Annotated in this window: 20 protein-coding genes and 1 pseudogene; 8 read left to right on the top strand and 13 right to left on the bottom strand. The window is 68.4% G+C overall.

Features of this window, described 5'->3' with window-relative positions; genetic code table 11:
• Positions 1-35: 35 nt before the first annotated feature.
• Positions 36-2,834, top strand: coding sequence for a TNT domain-containing protein (locus LX88_RS01250; RefSeq protein WP_258946077.1), 2,799 nt, complete (start codon positions 36-38; stop codon positions 2,832-2,834).
• An 84-nt stretch (positions 2,835-2,918) separates the two neighbouring features.
• Positions 2,919-3,218, top strand: a complete 300-nt coding sequence (locus tag LX88_RS01245) for a hypothetical protein (protein ID WP_258946076.1) — start codon at positions 2,919-2,921, stop codon at positions 3,216-3,218.
• On the opposite strand, the gene LX88_RS01240 is transcribed toward LX88_RS01245, so the two are convergent.
• Complete coding sequence (locus LX88_RS01240; RefSeq protein WP_258946075.1) at positions 3,204-3,815, bottom strand: pentapeptide repeat-containing protein; 612 nt, start codon at positions 3,813-3,815, stop codon at positions 3,204-3,206. The genes LX88_RS01245 and LX88_RS01240 overlap by 15 nt on opposite strands.
• Before the next feature lie 95 nt (positions 3,816-3,910).
• Between LX88_RS01240 and LX88_RS01235 the strand changes: the two genes are divergently transcribed.
• Positions 3,911-4,891, top strand: coding sequence for a malate dehydrogenase (locus LX88_RS01235; RefSeq protein ID WP_090067175.1), 981 nt, complete (start codon positions 3,911-3,913; stop codon positions 4,889-4,891).
• Positions 4,892-4,915: 24 nt separating this feature from the next.
• A complete protein-coding gene (locus LX88_RS01230; RefSeq protein WP_258946074.1) occupies positions 4,916-5,731 on the top strand; it encodes an inositol monophosphatase family protein in 816 nt (271 codons plus the stop codon).
• Here the strand turns inward: LX88_RS01230 and LX88_RS01225 are convergent.
• From LX88_RS01225 to LX88_RS01180, 10 genes are all read right to left on the bottom strand, one after another.
• Positions 5,728-5,919, bottom strand: coding sequence for a DUF1918 domain-containing protein (locus LX88_RS01225; RefSeq protein WP_090067176.1), 192 nt, complete (start codon positions 5,917-5,919; stop codon positions 5,728-5,730). The two genes, LX88_RS01230 and LX88_RS01225, sit on opposite strands and share 4 nt — an antisense overlap.
• A gap of 97 nt (positions 5,920-6,016) precedes the next feature.
• Positions 6,017-6,364, bottom strand: coding sequence for a DUF8711 family protein (locus LX88_RS01220; protein WP_258946073.1), 348 nt, complete (start codon positions 6,362-6,364; stop codon positions 6,017-6,019).
• Positions 6,365-6,409: 45 nt separating this feature from the next.
• The gene (locus LX88_RS01215; RefSeq protein WP_258946072.1) at positions 6,410-7,381 is read right to left on the bottom strand and encodes an ABC transporter ATP-binding protein; all 972 of its coding nucleotides are present in this window, start codon (positions 7,379-7,381) and stop codon (positions 6,410-6,412) included.
• The gene (locus LX88_RS01210) at positions 7,378-8,175 is read right to left on the bottom strand and encodes an ABC transporter permease (protein ID WP_258946071.1); all 798 of its coding nucleotides are present in this window, start codon (positions 8,173-8,175) and stop codon (positions 7,378-7,380) included. The genes LX88_RS01215 and LX88_RS01210 overlap by 4 nt, the downstream gene beginning before the upstream one ends.
• Positions 8,168-8,878 carry an ABC transporter permease gene (locus LX88_RS01205; RefSeq protein WP_258946070.1) on the bottom strand — a complete coding sequence of 237 codons (711 nt, stop codon included), beginning with the start codon at positions 8,876-8,878 and terminating at the stop codon, positions 8,168-8,170. Before LX88_RS01205 ends, LX88_RS01210 begins: the two co-directional genes overlap by 8 nt.
• Before the next feature lie 112 nt (positions 8,879-8,990).
• Positions 8,991-10,364, bottom strand: coding sequence for a serine/threonine-protein kinase (locus LX88_RS01200; RefSeq protein ID WP_258946069.1), 1,374 nt, complete (start codon positions 10,362-10,364; stop codon positions 8,991-8,993).
• A gap of 38 nt (positions 10,365-10,402) precedes the next feature.
• A complete protein-coding gene (locus LX88_RS01195; protein ID WP_258946068.1) occupies positions 10,403-11,329 on the bottom strand; it encodes a hypothetical protein in 927 nt (308 codons plus the stop codon).
• An 85-nt stretch (positions 11,330-11,414) separates the two neighbouring features.
• The gene (locus LX88_RS01190; RefSeq protein ID WP_258946067.1) at positions 11,415-11,981 is read right to left on the bottom strand and encodes an HhH-GPD-type base excision DNA repair protein; all 567 of its coding nucleotides are present in this window, start codon (positions 11,979-11,981) and stop codon (positions 11,415-11,417) included.
• 34 nt (positions 11,982-12,015) lie between these two features.
• Positions 12,016-13,176 (bottom strand): toll/interleukin-1 receptor domain-containing protein, encoded by a 1,161-nt coding sequence (locus tag LX88_RS01185; RefSeq protein WP_258946066.1) that lies wholly within the window; start codon positions 13,174-13,176, stop codon positions 12,016-12,018.
• A gap of 185 nt (positions 13,177-13,361) precedes the next feature.
• Positions 13,362-14,477 (bottom strand): J domain-containing protein, encoded by a 1,116-nt coding sequence (locus LX88_RS01180; RefSeq protein ID WP_258946065.1) that lies wholly within the window; start codon positions 14,475-14,477, stop codon positions 13,362-13,364.
• Positions 14,478-14,583: 106 nt separating this feature from the next.
• Here LX88_RS01180 and LX88_RS01175 point away from each other — a divergent pair.
• The 3 genes and pseudogenes from LX88_RS01175 (at position 14,584) to LX88_RS01165 (ending at position 15,444) form a co-directional block, all read left to right on the top strand.
• Positions 14,584-14,660, top strand: a pseudogene (locus tag LX88_RS01175).
• 131 nt (positions 14,661-14,791) lie between these two features.
• A complete protein-coding gene (locus tag LX88_RS01170) occupies positions 14,792-15,163 on the top strand; it encodes an MmcQ/YjbR family DNA-binding protein (RefSeq protein ID WP_258946064.1) in 372 nt (123 codons plus the stop codon).
• A gap of 20 nt (positions 15,164-15,183) precedes the next feature.
• Entirely contained in the window at positions 15,184-15,444 is a 261-nt protein-coding gene (locus tag LX88_RS01165; protein ID WP_090005260.1) for a metallothionein, read from the top strand.
• A 119-nt stretch (positions 15,445-15,563) separates the two neighbouring features.
• Here the strand turns inward: LX88_RS01165 and LX88_RS01160 are convergent, their stop codons facing one another.
• Entirely contained in the window at positions 15,564-16,208 is a 645-nt protein-coding gene (locus tag LX88_RS01160) for a TetR/AcrR family transcriptional regulator (protein ID WP_258946063.1), read from the bottom strand.
• A gap of 60 nt (positions 16,209-16,268) precedes the next feature.
• Between LX88_RS01160 and LX88_RS01155 the strand changes: the two genes are divergently transcribed.
• Positions 16,269-16,604 (top strand): nitroreductase/quinone reductase family protein, encoded by a 336-nt coding sequence (locus LX88_RS01155; protein WP_258946062.1) that lies wholly within the window; start codon positions 16,269-16,271, stop codon positions 16,602-16,604.
• A gap of 5 nt (positions 16,605-16,609) precedes the next feature.
• On the opposite strand, the gene LX88_RS01150 is transcribed toward LX88_RS01155, so the two are convergent.
• Positions 16,610-17,185: an ABC transporter permease gene (locus LX88_RS01150; protein ID WP_258946061.1), complete on the bottom strand. Its 576-nt coding sequence runs from the start codon at positions 17,183-17,185 to the stop codon at positions 16,610-16,612.
• Positions 17,186-17,208 lie beyond the last annotated feature (23 nt).

The raw sequence follows: 17,208 nt of genomic DNA, 5'->3' as shown, positions 1-17,208 counted from the left end.
GTGCGATCCGGCGAGTTGCGGGGGAAGATGTTGGCGTGTCCGAGCCGAAGCCGTTGAACCCTACCGAGCAGGACGCTCTGGTTAAGCAGATCGGCCTGACTCTGATGCGGGCCGCACCAGAGGACTGGCGCAGTGTGACCGCGCAGTACCGCGCCACGGGCCGGTACTTCGAACTGGAGGCCGAACTCAAGCTGCAGGACGGCTCCAAGCGCGGGTGGCAGGTGCCCCAGGAGGTGGCCTCGCTGTTCGCGCGGCTGCGAGCCGGCATGCACCGCGAGGGCCGGGGCAGCTGGACCAACGCCAGGTACCAGCTCGACCACCCCTCCAGCTACAACCTCGACTTCGACCGCGCGGAGCCGAGCTGGCAGACCCCGCCGCCCCAGCAGGCGTACACCGACGAGATGCGGTTCTTCCCGCGTGTCGAGGAGAACATCCCGGACTGGTTGCGCCGCAGGATGAACCCGCCGACACCGGTGTTCCGCACGGCACGGGTGTTCGACGGCGCCGGACCGAACGGTCGTCCGTCGGTCAACCGCCCGCCGGTGCCGGAGCCCGAGGTCGCGCCGCTGCTCGCGTACCTGTCGAACGCGCCGGTCGCCGTGGCCGGTCGCGGCTTCGACAACGACGTGCTGCACCCGGACGCGCCGCCGGTCGTGCCGTCCGGGTTCCAGACGGACGGTGTGTGGATCTGGCCCGCCGGGGTCTCCTACTACCTGCGCAAGTACGGCGTCCCGCCCGAGCCGGAGCTGGTCGAACGGGCGCGCGCCGCCGGGTTCGGCCTGCCAGAGGTCAGCGAGGAGTCGAGGCTCGGCGCCGCCGCGAACCTGGGCGCTCCCGCCGCGCCTCCCGGCACCGTCGTGCCGACGCCGGTCGAACCCGAACCGGAGCCGGAGCCCGCACCCGAGGTGGACGCGACGCAGTTCGTCGCGGCCCCGAAGTTCGAGCCTGCGAAGTTCGAGCCTGCGAAGTTCGAGCCTGCGAAGTTCGACGCCCCGAAGTCGGAGGCCCCGAAGTTCGAGGGCGACGACGAGCCGGAGGAGTACGACTTCGAGCCGATGTACCCCGAGCCGGTCGCGGCCGAGGTGACGACCGAGCAGCCGCAGGTCGCACCGGAGCCCGTGGCCGACCTGGGCGAGACGCTCGCGGTGGCCGTCCCGCCGCTGGCCGGTGACGGCCCTCCCTACCGGGTCGTCTTCGACTCGGACGGCGTGCCGGACACGATCGACGAGAGGACCCTGCGCGACACGTACGGCGCGGGCATGGACCTCTTCGCCCCGCACCCGAGCGAGCTCGCGGAAGAGCCGGAGCCCGTGCGGCAGCCGGCACCGGAGATCGTCCGGCAGCCGGTGCGCGAGCCCGTCCGGGACGTCGATCCGGAGCCTGTCGACGAGTTCGTCGCCGAGGAACCGAACGAAACGGCCGCCCTGGACGAACACGAGGACGTGGACGTCGCCGAGGCCCCCGAGATCCCCACCGCAGGGCCGGACGAGCCCGTGCTCCTCACGCACCAGCGCGACGCGGAGCTCACGGACCACCTGGACGCCGAGACCGAGGAACGTCCGCGCGACGTCATGCAGGACACGATGGCGTGGAGCCCGGTCCTCGACGAGCCGCTGGAGAGCGCGTCCGAGGTCACCGAGGAGCACCCGGTCGTCGCCGTGGCCGACGACGAGCCGGACCTCGCCGAAGACGAGATCGAGTTGACGACGTCGTTCGAGGCGGCGGTCGACCCGGAGTTCGACGACCGCTTCGACGTGCGGCTCGACTCGCACTTCGAGCCTGAGCCGGTCGCAGTCGCGGAGCCCGAGGTCCTGCCCCTGGCACCCGTGCCCAAGCCGACGCGCTCGGAGGAGACCACCCAGTTCGACGCGGCGCTGTTCAAGGACCCCGAGCCGGAACCGGAGCCCGAGCCCGAACCGGAGCCGGAACCGGAACCGGTCAGGCCGCCGCGGCAGGTCACGCCGGAGGAGGACCGCGAACTGGCGGGCACCCGCCGCGCGCTGGACGACCTCAAGGTGCCGCACGGCGTGTTCCGGATCGGTGGCGAGCCCGCCGACCGCACGTGGTCGCTGCGCCTCGACGGTGACAGCTGGGAGGTCAGCTGGTTCGACCACGGCCCCAAGAACCCGGTGCGGTTCGAGAAGGTCGAGGACGCGTCGGCGTACCTGGTGGGCAGGCTGGTGCTGGGCAACTTCCGCACGATCCCCCCGCGGGCACCCCAGCCACCCCAGCCGCCGCAGCGGCCGATGACCAACGGCTTCCGCGAGGAGCCGCGCCGTCCCGTCCCGCCGCAGCGCCCGCCGCTGCCCCCGCAGCAACCGCAGCCGGCCCCGGCGCAGGTGCAGCAGGTCCCGTCCGCGCCGATGCCGGCACCGGCCGCAGCCCCGACGCAGGTGCAGCCGGTCCCGCCGCCACCCGCACCACAGCAGGCCCCGGCCCCCTCGCCGGTCGCCGCCGCCGTGGCGCAGGAGGAACCGTCGAAGCGGAAGTTCCCGATCTCACCGCTCGCGGGCGAGCCGCCGCTGACGTTGTTCCGCCACAAGCAGATGTTCGAACTGCCGGCGGGCACCGAGATCGACCGCTACGGCGACCAGAGCGGCAACCTCGTCTACGTGGCGGGCACACCGTTCCCGGAACGCAGCCTCGTGCCGTCGTGGATCAACCGCCCGTACCGCGTGTACCGGTTGCGCCGCCCGCTCGAGGTGCTGACCGGCGTGGCCGTGCCGTGGTTCGAGCAGCCGGGCGGCGGCACCGCCTACCTGCTGCCGAAGGCCGTCGAGGAGATGGTCGCGGAGGGCGTTCTGGTGGAGATCACGGGATCAGCCGACAACTGACCGCTTGGTGCTGAGGTGGCCGGGATCCGTGCGATCCCGGCCACAGCCATGTGAGCGGCGCTTGGTCTGGAGACGATGATGCAGATGCCGTCCGACGACGAGATCCTCGACGCGTTCGGGGTGATCCCCGAAACCGAGGACGAGCCGTGGATCAAGGTCGTCCGGGTCGAGGACGTGCTGCTCTCGTTCGACGAGCTCGCCGCTTCCGTGCGGGTGCGGTGGTTTCAGGACGGCGAACCCGTGGTCGACCTCTACCGCGAGGGCGCGAGCCGGGTGCTCGTGCGCTCGGGCCGAGGCGAGTCGCACGCCGTTGTGGAGTTCGCGGACGGGGAACTCGCTGTGCGCATCCATCCGTCCGTGCGCATCACTTCACGACACAACTAGTCCGTAGGCGGCCGCGAAAGCGATCGCCTGCTCGACGTCGATCAGGGCTCCGGCGAGCTTGGCTTGCCGGAGCCCGTTCGCGTCCAGCTTCGCCCCGCGCAGGTCGGCGCCCTCCAGCTTGGCGTCGAGCAGCCGGGCGCCCATCAGGTCCGCCTGGCTCAGGTCGGTGTTGCGCAGGTCGGTCTCGCTGAGGTTCGTCTCGCGGAACCGCTGACCGCCCAGCTTCAGGTCGTGCAGCGGCGCCCTCACGAACGACGCGAGCGTGAAGTCGACCTCGGTGAAGGTGATCGGCCGCAGCACGCAGTCGACGAAGTTCGAACCCATGAGGCTGCACGAGGAGAAGCTCGACCGGGTCAGGACCGTGCGGTCGAAGGTGCACTGCCGGAACGCCGTCGCGGTGTGCTTCGACTCGCCGAGATCCGTTCGGGTGAAGTCACACCGGGTGAAGGTGCACCCCGCCGTGACGAGCTCGCGGAGGTCGGCCTCGGTGAAGTCGCAGTCGGTGAAAGACCGCTTCTCCCAGTGTTGTCCGTGCAGGTTCGCGTCGGCGTAGTCGGCGTTGATCTCGGGCGCGACCTCTTCCGGCAGGTTGTCCACTCTCACACTCTGCCACCGGCCACGTGTTGGTAACGTGCGGGACGCCGGGCGACCTGCCCGACGTCAACGAGGACGATCGTCATTCGGGAAGGCTCATGACCCGCACGCCCGTGAACGTCACTGTCACCGGTGCAGCCGGCCAGATCGGCTACGCACTGCTCTTCCGCATCGCTTCCGGCCACCTGCTCGGCCCGGACACCCCGGTCAACCTGCGGCTGCTGGAGATCACCCCCGCGCTGAAGGCCGCCGAGGGCACCGCGATGGAGCTGGACGACTGCGCCTTCCCGCTGCTCAAGGGAATCACGATCACCGACGACGCGAAGACCGCGTTCGACGGCGTGAACGTGGCCCTGCTCGTCGGCGCCCGCCCCCGCACCAAGGGCATGGAGCGCGGCGACCTCCTCGAGGCCAACGGTGGCATCTTCAAGCCGCAGGGCGAGGCGATCAACGCCGGTGCCGCTGACGACGTGAAGGTCCTCGTGGTCGGCAACCCGGCCAACACCAACGCCCTCATCGCCCAGCAGCACGCGCCGGACGTCCCGCGCGAGCGCTTCACCGCGATGACGCGCCTGGACCACAACCGCGCGCTGTCGCAGCTCGCCAAGAAGCTGGGCGTCGCGGTCACCGACATCCAGAACATGACGATCTGGGGCAACCACTCGGCCACCCAGTACCCGGACCTGTTCCACGCCAAGGTGGGCGACAAGACCGCCGCCGAGGCCGTGAACGACCAGGCGTGGCTGGAGAACGACTTCATCCCGACCGTCGCCAAGCGCGGCGCGGCGATCATCGAGGCCCGTGGCGCGTCTTCGGCCGCCTCGGCCGCGAACGCCGCCATCGACCACGTCTACGACTGGGTCAACGGCACCGAGTGGACCTCGATGGCCATCCCGTCGGACGGCTCGTACGGCGTGCCCGAGGGCATCATCTCGTCGTTCCCGGTCCGCACCTCGGGCGGTTCCTACGAGATCATCCAGGGCCTGGAGATCGACGAGTTCTCGCGCGGCCGCATCGACGCCTCGGTCGCCGAGCTGGTCGAGGAGCGCGACGCGGTCAAGGGCCTCGGCCTGATCTGAGTCTTTCGTGGCAGTGTGGGGAACGTGCTGATCCCATGGGACGTTCCCCAGCCACAGCTCTCCGATGACGTGCACCCTGCGCTCGCTGATGCCGCCCGTGCGGCGTCGGCGGCGTACGGGCGTGCCCGATCTCTGCACACGCGCCTCGAGCTCCGCGAAGAAGTGGCGGACGGCGCCGACGGAACACCGACGATGCGCGTCGACCGCATCGTCGAGGACGCGATCCTGGAGTCGATCCACCGCAGTCGCGTGAACCTGCTCTCCGAGGAAGCCGGGTTCGTCGACAACGGCTCCTCGACCACCCTCGTCATCGACCCGGTCGACGGGTCCGCGAACGCCGCGTTCGGCGTTCCCCTCTCCTGCTTCGCCGGTGCGCTCGTCGAAGACGGCACGGCCAAAGAAGCTCTGACGACGTGGTTCGACACGGGCCGTGCGTGGCATGCGCGCGCAGGAGTGCCGACGTCGTTCCGCACCACCGGACGCACGACGTTGAAGGGCGCGTCGGTGTGCCTGATGCGCCCCAAGACGGGCACTCAGGACGCGTGGCTGCGCATCGCGAACAGCGCCGACCGCATCCGTGTGCTGTGCACGACCTGCCTGGAGACCATGCTCGTCGCGGAAGGAACGGTCGACGCCTTCATCGATCCGGGAAGCGACACGCACCGGATCATGGACCTCGCGACGGCGCTGGTCACCGTGCCCGCCGCAGGCGGCGTGCTGGTCGACCTGCACGGGCGGCCGTTCCACTTCGAACCCGACCTCACCCACCGGTGGTCAGGCGTGGCGGCAGCGACTCCTCAGCTCGCCGAGGAGTTGATCGCGACGGTTCTCAACGGTTAGACGGTGCCCCGGGGCTCGACGACGCAGTCGGGGCCGGGGAACACCAGGCCCTCGTGGCCGTCGTTGAAGCGGACGAGGTACGGCGGATGGCCGTCGCTCCCGCGCACTTCGAGGATCTCGCCGAGGCGCTCCTCCAGGCCGATGGAACGGCTGTGGACGTGGAGCCTGTCACCCACTGTTGCTTGCATGGTGCTGCAACACCTCCGGTGTGCGGCGTGAGGCTTGGCACGATGAACGCGTCAAAGCCTAAGCCGCCACCGGAGGTGCGCAACAGGGCTCAAGTGCTCATCCGCCGCAGGCCGAGGAGACCTTCGCGGCGAGATCGGCCTTCTGCTGCACCCAGTCCGCCGCGGAGTTGACGTTCTGCATGCCGTTGGCGGCCTCTTCGAGAGCCTTCTTCACCTGCTCGTCCGGCGCGGAGCTCGCGAGGGTCTCGAGCTCCTTCGCCTTGGCCTGGGTCTCCTCCAGCGCCTTCTGCGGGTCGCTCATGTCCGGCGAGAAGCCCACGAGCGAGATCGCGTCGGCGCACAGCTTCACCTTGTCCGCGGTGTTGCTGACGCCCTGGATCGCGTCGCATGCCGTCAAGCTGCCCAGCGCGATGACAGCCGCGGCAAGCGGTCCAATTAGGCGCATTCGCTCTCCTTGTGCCCGAAGTGTCCGGTTCGATTACTGATGACTCTACCGACGTACGTCTTGATCGAGTTGCCGTTGGTACAGCTTCCGGATCACGTCGTCGATTTCCGGCTCCACGACGGCGAGGTCGTGGACCTCCACCTGCCGCACCACCTGGGTGATCAACTGCGCCGCCGTCGTCTCCGCTCTCCTGAACGTGAGGTGGTGCCGCAGCCCGTTGGCCTCGCTGCGCACCGCCGTCACTCCAGGGACGTCCGGTGCCGGACCCGGTTCCCTGAGGTCGATGACGAGCTCGCGGTCGGGGGTGACCTCGGCGCGCAGCTCCTCCAGCGGACCGTCGGCGAGCACCCGGCCGTGGTCGATCACCATCAGCCGCGGGCAGAGGCGTTCGATGTCGTCCAGGTCGTGCGTGGTGAGCAGGAGCGTCGTGCCGCGGCGGGTGTTGATGTCCGCGAGGAACTCCCTGAGGCGTTCCTTGGACTCCAGGTCCAGGCCGATCGTCGGCTCGTCCAGCACCAGGAGCTCCGGGGCGTGCAGCAGCGCGGCGGTGATCTCGCCGCGCATCCGTTGCCCCAGCGAGAGCTGCCGCACGGGCGTGCTCAGGAACTCCCGCAGGCCAAGGAGTTCGACGCATTCCTCGAGCCGCTTGCGGTAGTCCTCCGCCGACACGCGGTAGATGGACTTCAGCAGGTCGAAGCTGTCCTGGAGCGGCAGGTCCCACCAGAGCTGGCTGCGCTGGCCGAACACGACACCGATGCGCTTCGCGAGATCGCGCCGCTGCTTCGACGGGTCGACGCCGCCCACCGTGATGTGGCCGCTGGTCGGCACCAGGATCCCGGTCAGCATCTTGATCGTCGTGGACTTGCCGGCGCCGTTCGGCCCGACGTAGCCGACCGCCTCACCCGCGGCGACGTCGAACGTGACGCCGTCGACCGCCGTGACGGTCTTGTAGTTGCGGCGCAGGCCTTTGGACGTGGCTACCTTGAACTCCCTGCGGAGCTCCCTGACCTCGATCATGATCCCGTTCCCCGGTAGTGCCTGACCGCGAACCGCCACGCGAACCCGGCGACGGCCGCCGCCAGCGCCGCGACGAGCGGTGATGCCCAGCCGACCCAGCCCGGCAGGCCGAGCGGGTCCTGCTTCCCGAGCAGCGCGAGGCTCGGGTAGTACGCCACGAACGCCCCCGGCACGATGAACGCCATCACCCAGCGCAGCGGGGCGGAGTAGACGTTGACCGGGTACGACGTGAAGGTGTTGCTGCCGTAGGTGAAGGCGTTGGCGAACTCGCGGCCCTCCACGATCCAGAAGCACACCGAGCACGTCACGACCCAGATCGCGCCGAAGATGACCGCGCCGGCCAGCGGTGTGACGATGGTCAGCGCGACCTTCGCGGGCGTCCAGGCCACGCCGACGTGCGTCAGCGCGTAGACCATCACGGCGATCGCACCGACGATGCGCCCGACCCTGCGCAGGCGGACGTCCGACACCATGATCTGCGGCAGCGTGCCGAGCGGCCGCATCAGCAGCACGTCGAAGGTGCCGGTGCGGATGTACGTCGGCAGGTTGTCGAGCTGTCCGGCGAAGAGGTCGGCGATGCCGAACGCGATGCCCGCGAACGCGTACATCAGCAGCACCTCGTCCCGGGTGAACCCGCCGAGCGCGCTGACGTGACCGAACAGCACGAGGATGACGACCAGTTCGATCCACTGGGCCAGCACCTGCGTGACGAGGTCGAGCGCGAACGACGCGCGGTAGGACATCTGGCTTCGCAGTCGCGCGCCGATGAGCCTCGGGTAGATGACGTCAGCCACCCTGCACCACCACCCTGCGCACCGCGCGTTGCAGGACCAGGTGACCGGCCACGAGCAACGCCACGGCCCAGAACACCTGGTAGAGCAAGGTTCGTACCGGATCGCCGTGCCCGAGGAACACGTCGATCGGTGCCTGCATCAACGCGGGGAACGGGGTCATCCACAGCGCGTCCCGTGCCCACTCGGGGAAGAACGCGATCGGCACGGTGAGCCCGCACAGCAGGCCGGACGCGACGTTCCAGAACCCGAACAGCCCCCGGTTGTCGAGCAGCCAGAACGCGCTGAGGTCGATGAGGAACCGGCACGCGAAGCAGATGACCAGCGCGATGACCGCGCTGACCAGGAACAGCGGCCACTGCATCAGGCTGGCCGGCAACTGGAAGGGGAACAGCAGCATGCCGAACACCACCGGCGGCGCGAGCCTGCTCAGGAACGCGTAACCGCCGCGGCCGAGGTCCTGCGCGAGCAGTGCGCTCTGCAGGTGCCACGGCCGGTACAGGTCGACGACGACGTCACCGGATCGCACGCGCTCGGCGAGCTCGTTGGTCCCCCACAACAGGATGAACCCGAGCAGCCCCTGCCCGATCCAGACGTACGTGTTGGTGGCAGCGATGCCGTACTCCGCGATCTCACCGTTCGCCGCCTTGAGAGCGGCGACGAGAACGGCGGCCCGCAGCAGGCCGAAGACCACGTTCGCGGTCATCCCGGCCAGCATCGCTTGTCGGTAGGTCGAGTACCTTCGGAATCCAGCAATGATCAAATCGGCGTGAACACGCACGTCGGTCAACGTTAGTGACCGTCGCAAGTGGATTTGTTCAACTGCCGAACGCGCTGGTGACGACCTCGCCGGCCGCCGGCTGCGAGCCCAGGCAGAGGAAGTAGTTGCGGCTGCCGTCCTTGAAGCCCACGGCCGTCATCTCCCAGCCCGAGGTGTCGACGGTAGGCCGCGAGTTCGCCTTCATCACCGCGGGCGTGCAGACGTCCTTCAGCTCGGGCGAGGCCATCAGTTCGTCGGAGTCGACCGCCGGGATCTCCCCGGAGAGCCAGCCGCCGGAGAACGCCTCCCAGTAGTGCAGGTCCGCACAGCTGCCGACCTTCCGGGCGACCGCGGGCATGCCGCCGATGTTCGTGATGCCGCGGAAGCAGGTCGACTTGTCGACGCAGAACCCGGCGTCGCACTTCTTGAGGTACGGCGGGATGTCCTCGGCACCGCCCGGCTGGGTCGTCGACGGTCCGGCGCCCTGGGCGGTCGTCTGCTCCTTGTCGAAGGGGTTCCACACGACCAGGCCCACCACGACCGCGACGACGACCGCTACCGCGCCGGCGACCAGCGGCCACGCCTTGCGCTTGGGCGGGGGAGGGACCGGCACGGTCGGCATCCGCATCGGGTCGATCAGCTCGTCCCGCAGCTGCGTGGCGCTGGGCGTGCGCAGGTTCGCGTCCGGGTGCAGAGCCCTCGCCAGCGCCTCGTGCAACGCGGGCGGCACCCCCGGCACCGCGGGCACGGGCCGGCGCAGGATCTCGCCGAGCTGGTCGAAACTGGTGATCGGCCACGGCACCGGACGCGGCGGCTTGCCGGCGAGCAACGTGTAGAGCGTCGCCGCGAGCGAGTAGACGTCGGCCTGCGGCGTCGGCTCGGCCATCGCGAACGCCTCGGGCGGCGCGTAGCTGGGGCTCAGGGCGTCCCTGGTGACCGTGCTGCCGCCCTGCGCGTCGAGCAGCGCCGCGAGCCCGAAGTCGGCGAGCTTCGGCGTGCCGTACCGGTCGAGGAGGATGTTGCCAGGCTTGATGTCCCGGTGCAGCACGCCTTCCTGATGCGCCGCGGCGAGTGCGTCGGCGAGCTTGATGCCGAGGTCGCGCACCTGCTCGGGGTGCAACGGACCCTGCTGGTCGAGCCGGTCGGCGAGCGACCCGCCCGTGCACAGCTCCATGACGATGTACGGCGTGCCGCGGCCGGTGATGTTCGCGTCGTGCACCCCGACGACGTGCGGATGACCCGACAGCTTGGCCGCCGCCTGCGCCTCGCGGAGGAACCGCCTCCGGTCCCGTTCGTCGACCAGGACCCGGTTGTCGATCTTCACGGCGACGTCGCGACCGAGTTGTGCCTGGTGGGCGGTGTAGACGGTGGCGAACCCGCCCGCGCCCAACGGTCTCAGGTCGGTCAGGCCGGGAATGTGGGGTGCGGTCACGCGCGGCAGCTTAGTTCCGCACCCCGACATTCCTGGTGCTAGGCCGTGCAGTTCAGCACGCCACTCCTGAGCGCGTGACTGCTCGTGTTGTCGTCGTCCGCCCAGAGAACGGCCTTCTTGCCGTTGGTGCAGTTCGGCGAGATCGCGAACCCTTCGAGGTTCACGTTCGGCAGCGTCGAGGGCCGGTTGTAGGTCGCTGTGACCTTGAACTTGCCACTGCTGATGGCGAGCGTCGTCGTCCGCCCGCTGCAGTGGTTGTCGCAGAGGCTCCACAGCTTGCCGCCGTCGAACTCCAGGTCCATCACCTGGCTCTGCCCGCTCGCGAACCTGCTCAGCAACTTGGCGCTGGACCCCTGCAAGGCGTACACGAACACCTCACCGGTGGCCTCCAGCCCGACGAAGAACAACCCGCTGCCGTGACCGGGGTAGTCGGCGGGGTCGTAGGTCTTGCCGCTGTCGTCCTTGAAGCCGTTCTGCACTAGGAACGAGTCCGGCACCCACGAGATGGCCTCGGGCCCGTCGTTGGGGCCGACCTCGGGCATGCCGCCGAGCTCCCACTCGGCCACCGCGTTGCTCCCGGCGCCGTACTCGAGGATCTTCGGCGCGCTCACGTCACCGTCGTCGTTGTCGCGCTCGACAGCCACGAAGAGCCCGTCCGGCGTGCTCACGACCCCTTCGGCATCGGGATCACCCTGCCCGTCCGCGAACTTGAGCGACCGCTTCTGGTCGACCTTCCAAGTGCTCCCGCTCGGCACCAGCCGGTACAGCGTCGAGGGCCCGTTCTTGACCGCCCACACGACACCGGAACTCTCGAACGACACCCCGCTCAGGTTCTTGCCGAAGACGTTCGTCCCGTCCGCGTACTTCGTGGCGGAGTCACCCGGCCACGACGTCGCCGCCCCCGCCGGAAGACCGGTCAACCCGAGCACGAGGACCGTGAACACGCCGATCACCTTGATGCGCAACGCAAACGCCCCTTCTCCCACGAGGCGGCACACCTCGTGCGGACTGGCGGCGTACGTACAGTGCACCAGACGATCAACAGCCGTGCTACTTCTTGGCGGCGGCCTTCGCGGCCTTCTTGAAGTCGCGGACCTCCAGCAACGAAGCCTGATCACGCACGTCAGCGACGCTACGGCGGCTTCCTTCGTCCCCGTAGTGACCGGCCGCCGCACGCCACCCCTCGGGCGTGACGCCGAACTGTTTGCCCAGAAGTGCAAGGAAGATCTTGGCCTTCTGCTCCCCGAACCCGGGCAACGCCTTGAGTCGCTTCAACACCGCGGCCCCGTCCCCGTCGGCCCAGATCCGCGTGACGTCACCGTCGTAGGTTTCGACGACGAACTGCGACAACGCCTGCACCCGCTTGGCCATCGAACCGGGGAAGCGGTGCACGGCGGGCGGCGTGGCCATGACGGTGGCGAAGGCCTCGGGGTCGGCCTCGGCGATGCGGCGCACGTCCAGACCGCCCATGCGGTCGGCGAGGACCTTGGGGCCGGAGAACGCCTTCTCCATCGGGATCTGCTGGTCCAGCATCATTCCTGTGAGCAGGGCGAACATGTCCGACGCGAGGAGTGCGTCCGCGTCGGGGTTCTGTGCGAGGCACACCGTGCGGGTCATGGCGGCAATCCTGACACGCGTCCTGACTGATGGCTCAGTCGTGTGGCGAGGGTTCTTCCATGAGTGTCGCTACATCAGGATGGTCGTGCTTGATCGCATCGATCTTCTTCAGCCACATCCGCATCACATCGCGACCGTCCGCGATCAGCGTGAGCGCCTTGCGAAGGTTTCGCAGCGGTCGACGAAGACTGCGCGAGTTTTTCTCCGCCGGTTCGACGTTCTGAACCATCACCTCCAGTAGGCCGAGTCCTTCCTCGCTGTTGTCTGCCAGGTACTTCATCGATTGCAGGAAAGTTGCTACTTCGCTGGCGGTGACATCATTTGAACTAAGTTCTTCCGGTATCTTTTCAAGAAGTGCGCTGACTCCGCGGTCGACGTCTTGAAGAAACTTGCTGAACTGTCCGCCGAGGATCTCGAGGTCGCTGGTGGGGGGTTCGATTTCCTCTGCTAGCTCTTGAAATATCGCAATGCGTGCGGTCATTCCGCGGCCCTGCTTGTTGCCCTCCTCGATCTTTGCTGTCGCCTTGTTCATCGATTCGGTGATCAGCGTGATGTCTTCCCCGATGGCGGTGAGGTTAGCGGCCCACTGAGGCAGTGCTTCTTCGGCCATCGCCACTAGGTCGACGAAGCCAGGTGCGTCGTCGTCGTCATCGGTGTCTGTTCCATTCGGAACTGCGGTTGAGGCCGCCGTCTCCGCTGCGCTGTTGGCGTCGGCAAGTCTTGCTGCGAGGTTTGCAACTGTTCTTCTGTAATCGGGTGAGTCGACGGCGGCGAACCGGAGATCAGTCCAGTCTTCCCACTGAAATGATCTCGCCATGCTGATGTAAGGGTCCGCTGGTTCGTCTTCTCGAAAGGCTGCGATGTCCACGTAAAGGATTGGCAGTACGAGGTCCTTGACGCCTAGGTCCGTTGCTCGCCTCGCGAAGAAGTCAAGCTCTCTTCGGCACTCTTTGCTTTGAAAGTATCGAGGGGTGAGAATCGCGATGAAGAATGCGACGGAGGAGAGAGTCGCATCGATTTTCGGCCTCCATTCGTCTCCCCATTCGAGGTTGTCGCGATCGAGGAAGAGATCGATGGAGTCGCCAGTGATCATCTCATATTGCGCGACGACGTCTCTTGCGAGCTGTGTAATTCGCCCGCTTTCGGCTGTGTCGTCGGCATGAGCGTACGACCAGAATCCACCGATGGGTGCCATGTGGACGTTCCTTTCGAGGAGATGCCCCTGACGTCGGTGTCAAGCTCGCCGTTGTTGCGGCATGAGAGGAAGGATCACCCGAACGGGTTAGTTCGGCAGAGATCAAGAGATGATTGAGCTGAGCGAACGATCATGGCCGACACAGCAAGGAGACGTGCCGAGGTTTCGGCTGCACTAAGCAGGGGTCAGGCGCCGGCGACGCGGACTTCCGAGACGACCTGGCGCACGAGGATGCGCAACGCCTCGCGGTCGACCGTGGCCGGGTCGTCGGCCAGCCAGTCACCGATCTCGTTGACGAACTGCTCGGGGGTCATCGGCGGTACCTCGAAGTCGAGGTCGTCGTCGCACGTGACCTCGCCGGCGCGGCTCGGGTAGACGAGCAGGGCGCCGCGCACCTCGAGCCACGGCAGGAGCTTGGCGAAGCGTTCGACGCCCTCGATCAGCTGGGTGCCGCCGCCGCGGAACGGGTGGCCGTTGCGCCAGAGTTCGCCGTCCTCGTCGCAGTAGTAGTGGCCGGGGAGCCACGACTTCGACTCGATGAGGACCAGGCGGCGGCCGCAGAGCAGGGCGTGGTCGATGTCGGTGAAGACCGAACCCGGCCAGGCGAGGCCGTGGAAGATGCGCACGCCCGGTAGCTGGGTCATGTACTCCGTGAGCAGTCCGGCGGTCAGCCGTTCGCGTCTGTTTTCACCCGGACGGCCGAAGATGGTGTTCCCGTCGTACTCACCGGCGAACGCCCGTTCGGCCCTCGCGACGGTCATGTAGCGGCGCACCAACCGGAACGCCCCGTAACCGGCGCCCGCCACGAGCGGCAGCCAGACGGCGAGCAGCAGTGGCGACAACGTCATCGTCAACGGGATGAGCAGGACGAACCAGCCGCCGATCGCGGCCGCCGCCGGGGCGTGGCCGAGGCCGGTGGCGGGGACGTAGCGGACGCGCGCGCCGAGGTCGATGCGGTGCCACCACTCGGTCGAACCGAGGTCGACGCGGGGGCGCGGCGCCCTGTAGTTCGGGTCGTCGCCGAAGTCGCGCAGCCTGCCCGTGTGGCCTGTTCTGCGAGGTCGTGGCCTTGTCTGCGGCCTCACCACGGAGGGTGTCCGGGGGGCCGGGCGGTCGTAGTCGGCGCGCCGGACCGGGTCCTTCAGTGTCTCGTAGGCCTCCTGGAGCAGGCGGAAGCCGCCAGACGTCCCACCCGCGTCGGGGTGCATGACCTTGGCGAGAGAGCGGTAGGCCGACTTGATCTCCGAGGCGCTGGCGCCCCGGTCGACACCGAGCAACTCGTAGTAGTCGATCCCTGGCACGACACCGTCCAGTTCGGGGTTGGTCCGTGAACCTTATTGGGTCCAACACTTTCGCAGGGCATACGGCCCGGACTTCCCCGGCTAGTGTGGGAGACGCGGTGGCGATGGGGCCTGTAGCGCAGTGGTCGACGCGCCCTCCTGAACGGAGGAGGGAGAACGCCGGTTCGAATCCGGCCGGTCCCGCTCTCAGGGGATCTCCGTTCGCGGAGAAGGCGAACTGCGCCGTTCGCACGACAAACCCCGAGTCCTATGTGGACGATTGGTCGAACTCCAGGGTGCTGGCACGACGGCGTGAGGTGGCGCAGGATGTCCTGGTGGATGCGCTCGAACACCTGCGCCGGCTCTGCCTCGCGCTGCCAGAGGTGACGGAACGCCTGAGCCACGGCGAACCCACTTGGTTCATCCGCGGCAAGAAGACCTTCGTGACGTCGGCCGACCACCACCACGACGACCGCACGGCGTTCTGGTGCGCGGCGGGCCCTGGGGTACAGGAAACGCTCGTCGCGCAGGACCCCGAGAAGTACTTCCGCCCGCCCTACGTCGGCCATCGCGGCTGGCTCGGCGTGTACCTGGACGTCCCGCTCGACTGGGGCGTCGTCGCCGATCTCGTCGAGGACGCCTATCGGGTGACTGCCCCGAAGACGCTGGTCGCGCAACTCGGCGCTTCGAGTTGCCGACCTGACTGACCTGTCGCAATGTTCCGCGCATGGCGACTTGTGACGTCTGTGGCAACGAGTACTGGATGGCCTTCGAGGTGCGCACCGTCGGCGGCGGTGTGCACACGTTCGACAGCTTCGAGTGCGCGATCCAACGGCTCGCGCCGCGCTGCGAGCACTGCGACTGCCGCGTGATCGGGCACGGCGTGGAGGTGGAGGGCAAGTTCTTCTGCTGCGCCCACTGCGCGCGCAAGGGCTCGGCCGACCTGGGCGCGATGATCCGCGACACCGTCGGCGCGCATCCCGGTTAGGCGGTGTCTGACAATTTCGTTCGGTGAGAGGCGCGGGCGAGCGATCCGCGGACGGTGTCGCCGCGACGGCCTCATACCGGGCGTCGCGGCGGCGCCGTCCGCGGATCCCTCGGCCGCCACTATCGCCCGACGGAATTGTCAGGCACCGCCTGACCCAGGACGAGGTCCAGGCTGAGTGGCACGGGCGGCGGCAGGGCGTCCGTGCCCGCCCGGAACGACTCCAGCAGGTACGCGACCAGGCGCTGGGACGCCGCCACCGCGACCTCCGCCGGCAGGCTCGACAGCCCGCCGTTGGCCACGAGCACCAGCGTCAGGTCGTGCGGCGAGAAGTCGGCCCGCAGGTGCCCGCTGTCCTTCGCCCGCTGCACGAGTGCGACGAAGCCGAGCCACGTCCGGTCTCGGACTTCGGAGTGCAGGTCGGGGAACGAGGCCATGAACGCGGCGGTGAAGCCCCGGTCGCACGCCTGCAGCAGGCAGACCTTCTCGATCACCATGCGCAGTCCGAGCCACGGGTCCGGGTCCTGCAGCGCGTCGTCCATGACGCCCTGGCAGACGGCGAACTGCTCGGAGAAGGCCTCCACGACCAGCGACTCCTTGGTCGGGAAGCGCCGGTACAGGGTGGCGACGCCGACGCCGGCCCTGCGTGCGATCGCGGCCATCGGCACCTCGAGCCCGCGCTCGGCGAACAGGTCGCGGGCTACGGCGAGCACTCGCGCCCGGTTCTCCCGCGCGTCGGCGCGCATCTGAGACGGTTCAGCGGCCACTTCTTCTCACTTCGCCTCAAGCGGACGGGGGTCTCCACTTAGCAGGCTACGTTGGATCTCATGAGGGTTCAGGGACCGATGGTGCGCAGGGTCAACAAGTGGATCGTCGGACTGCGCGACGCCCCGCTCGTGGGGAAGCTCGTGCGCGAGGGGCTCACGGTGGTGACGTACACGGGCAGGCGGTCCGGTCGCACGATCAGCACTCCCGTTGGCTACCGGCGCAAAGGCGATGTCGTCGAGATCCGCGTGATGATGCCCGACGCGAAGGTGTGGTGGCGCAACTTCGACGGCGAGGGCGGTCCGTTGACGCTCGAGCTCGACGGCACGGAGAAGACCGGACACGCTACTTCGCACCGTGACGACAAGGGCCGCGTCACGGTGCGAGTGCAGCTGTAGAAGCCTTACGCGGCAAGGCGTCGGCGCTCCAGGAACGCCGCCACCAGGTAGGCGCCGCCACCCAGCACGGCCAGCGTGCCGAAGAAACCGGCTCCGGGGACGAACAGCGTCGCGGCGGCGACGAGCATGAGCCAGGTGCCCAGGTTGTAGTGCAGGGCGTTGCCGCGGATCGCGCCCTCGGCGATGTAGATCAGGCCGACGACGATGGTCGAGCCGGCGGGCCACAGCACGGTCTGCAGTTCCGGCTTGTCGAACACCGTGCTCAGGCCGGTGACCGCTAACGCCAGCGCGGTGAAACCGGTGATCCAGGCCGTGCCGACCAGCTTCTCGGCTCGTCGGCGCGCTTCCGAGGCTGCTTTCTGGGCACGCAGCGACGCGGTCATGGCGAGGACCGTGCCGGCGACGAGACCGGTGGCGAGCAGTGCGATCGGCAGCCACGCCGGCATCAGGACCGCGCCGGACCTGGAGAGCAGCGCGGCGCCGTGACCGAAGACGTAGCCGAACGCGAAACCCAGGTAGGCGGCGCGGTTGTCGACCTCGGTGGACGCGACGGTGGTGGCGCGCAGAGCGGTGGCGTTCATGGTGGGGGACTCCCGTGAAGTCG

The organism is Lentzea californiensis (assembly GCF_024648825.1).
Lineage (GTDB): Bacteria > Actinomycetota > Actinomycetes > Mycobacteriales > Pseudonocardiaceae > Lentzea > Lentzea californiensis.
Note: the sequence above shows the minus strand (reverse complement) of the source record. Positions and strands in the feature narration are given on the sequence as shown.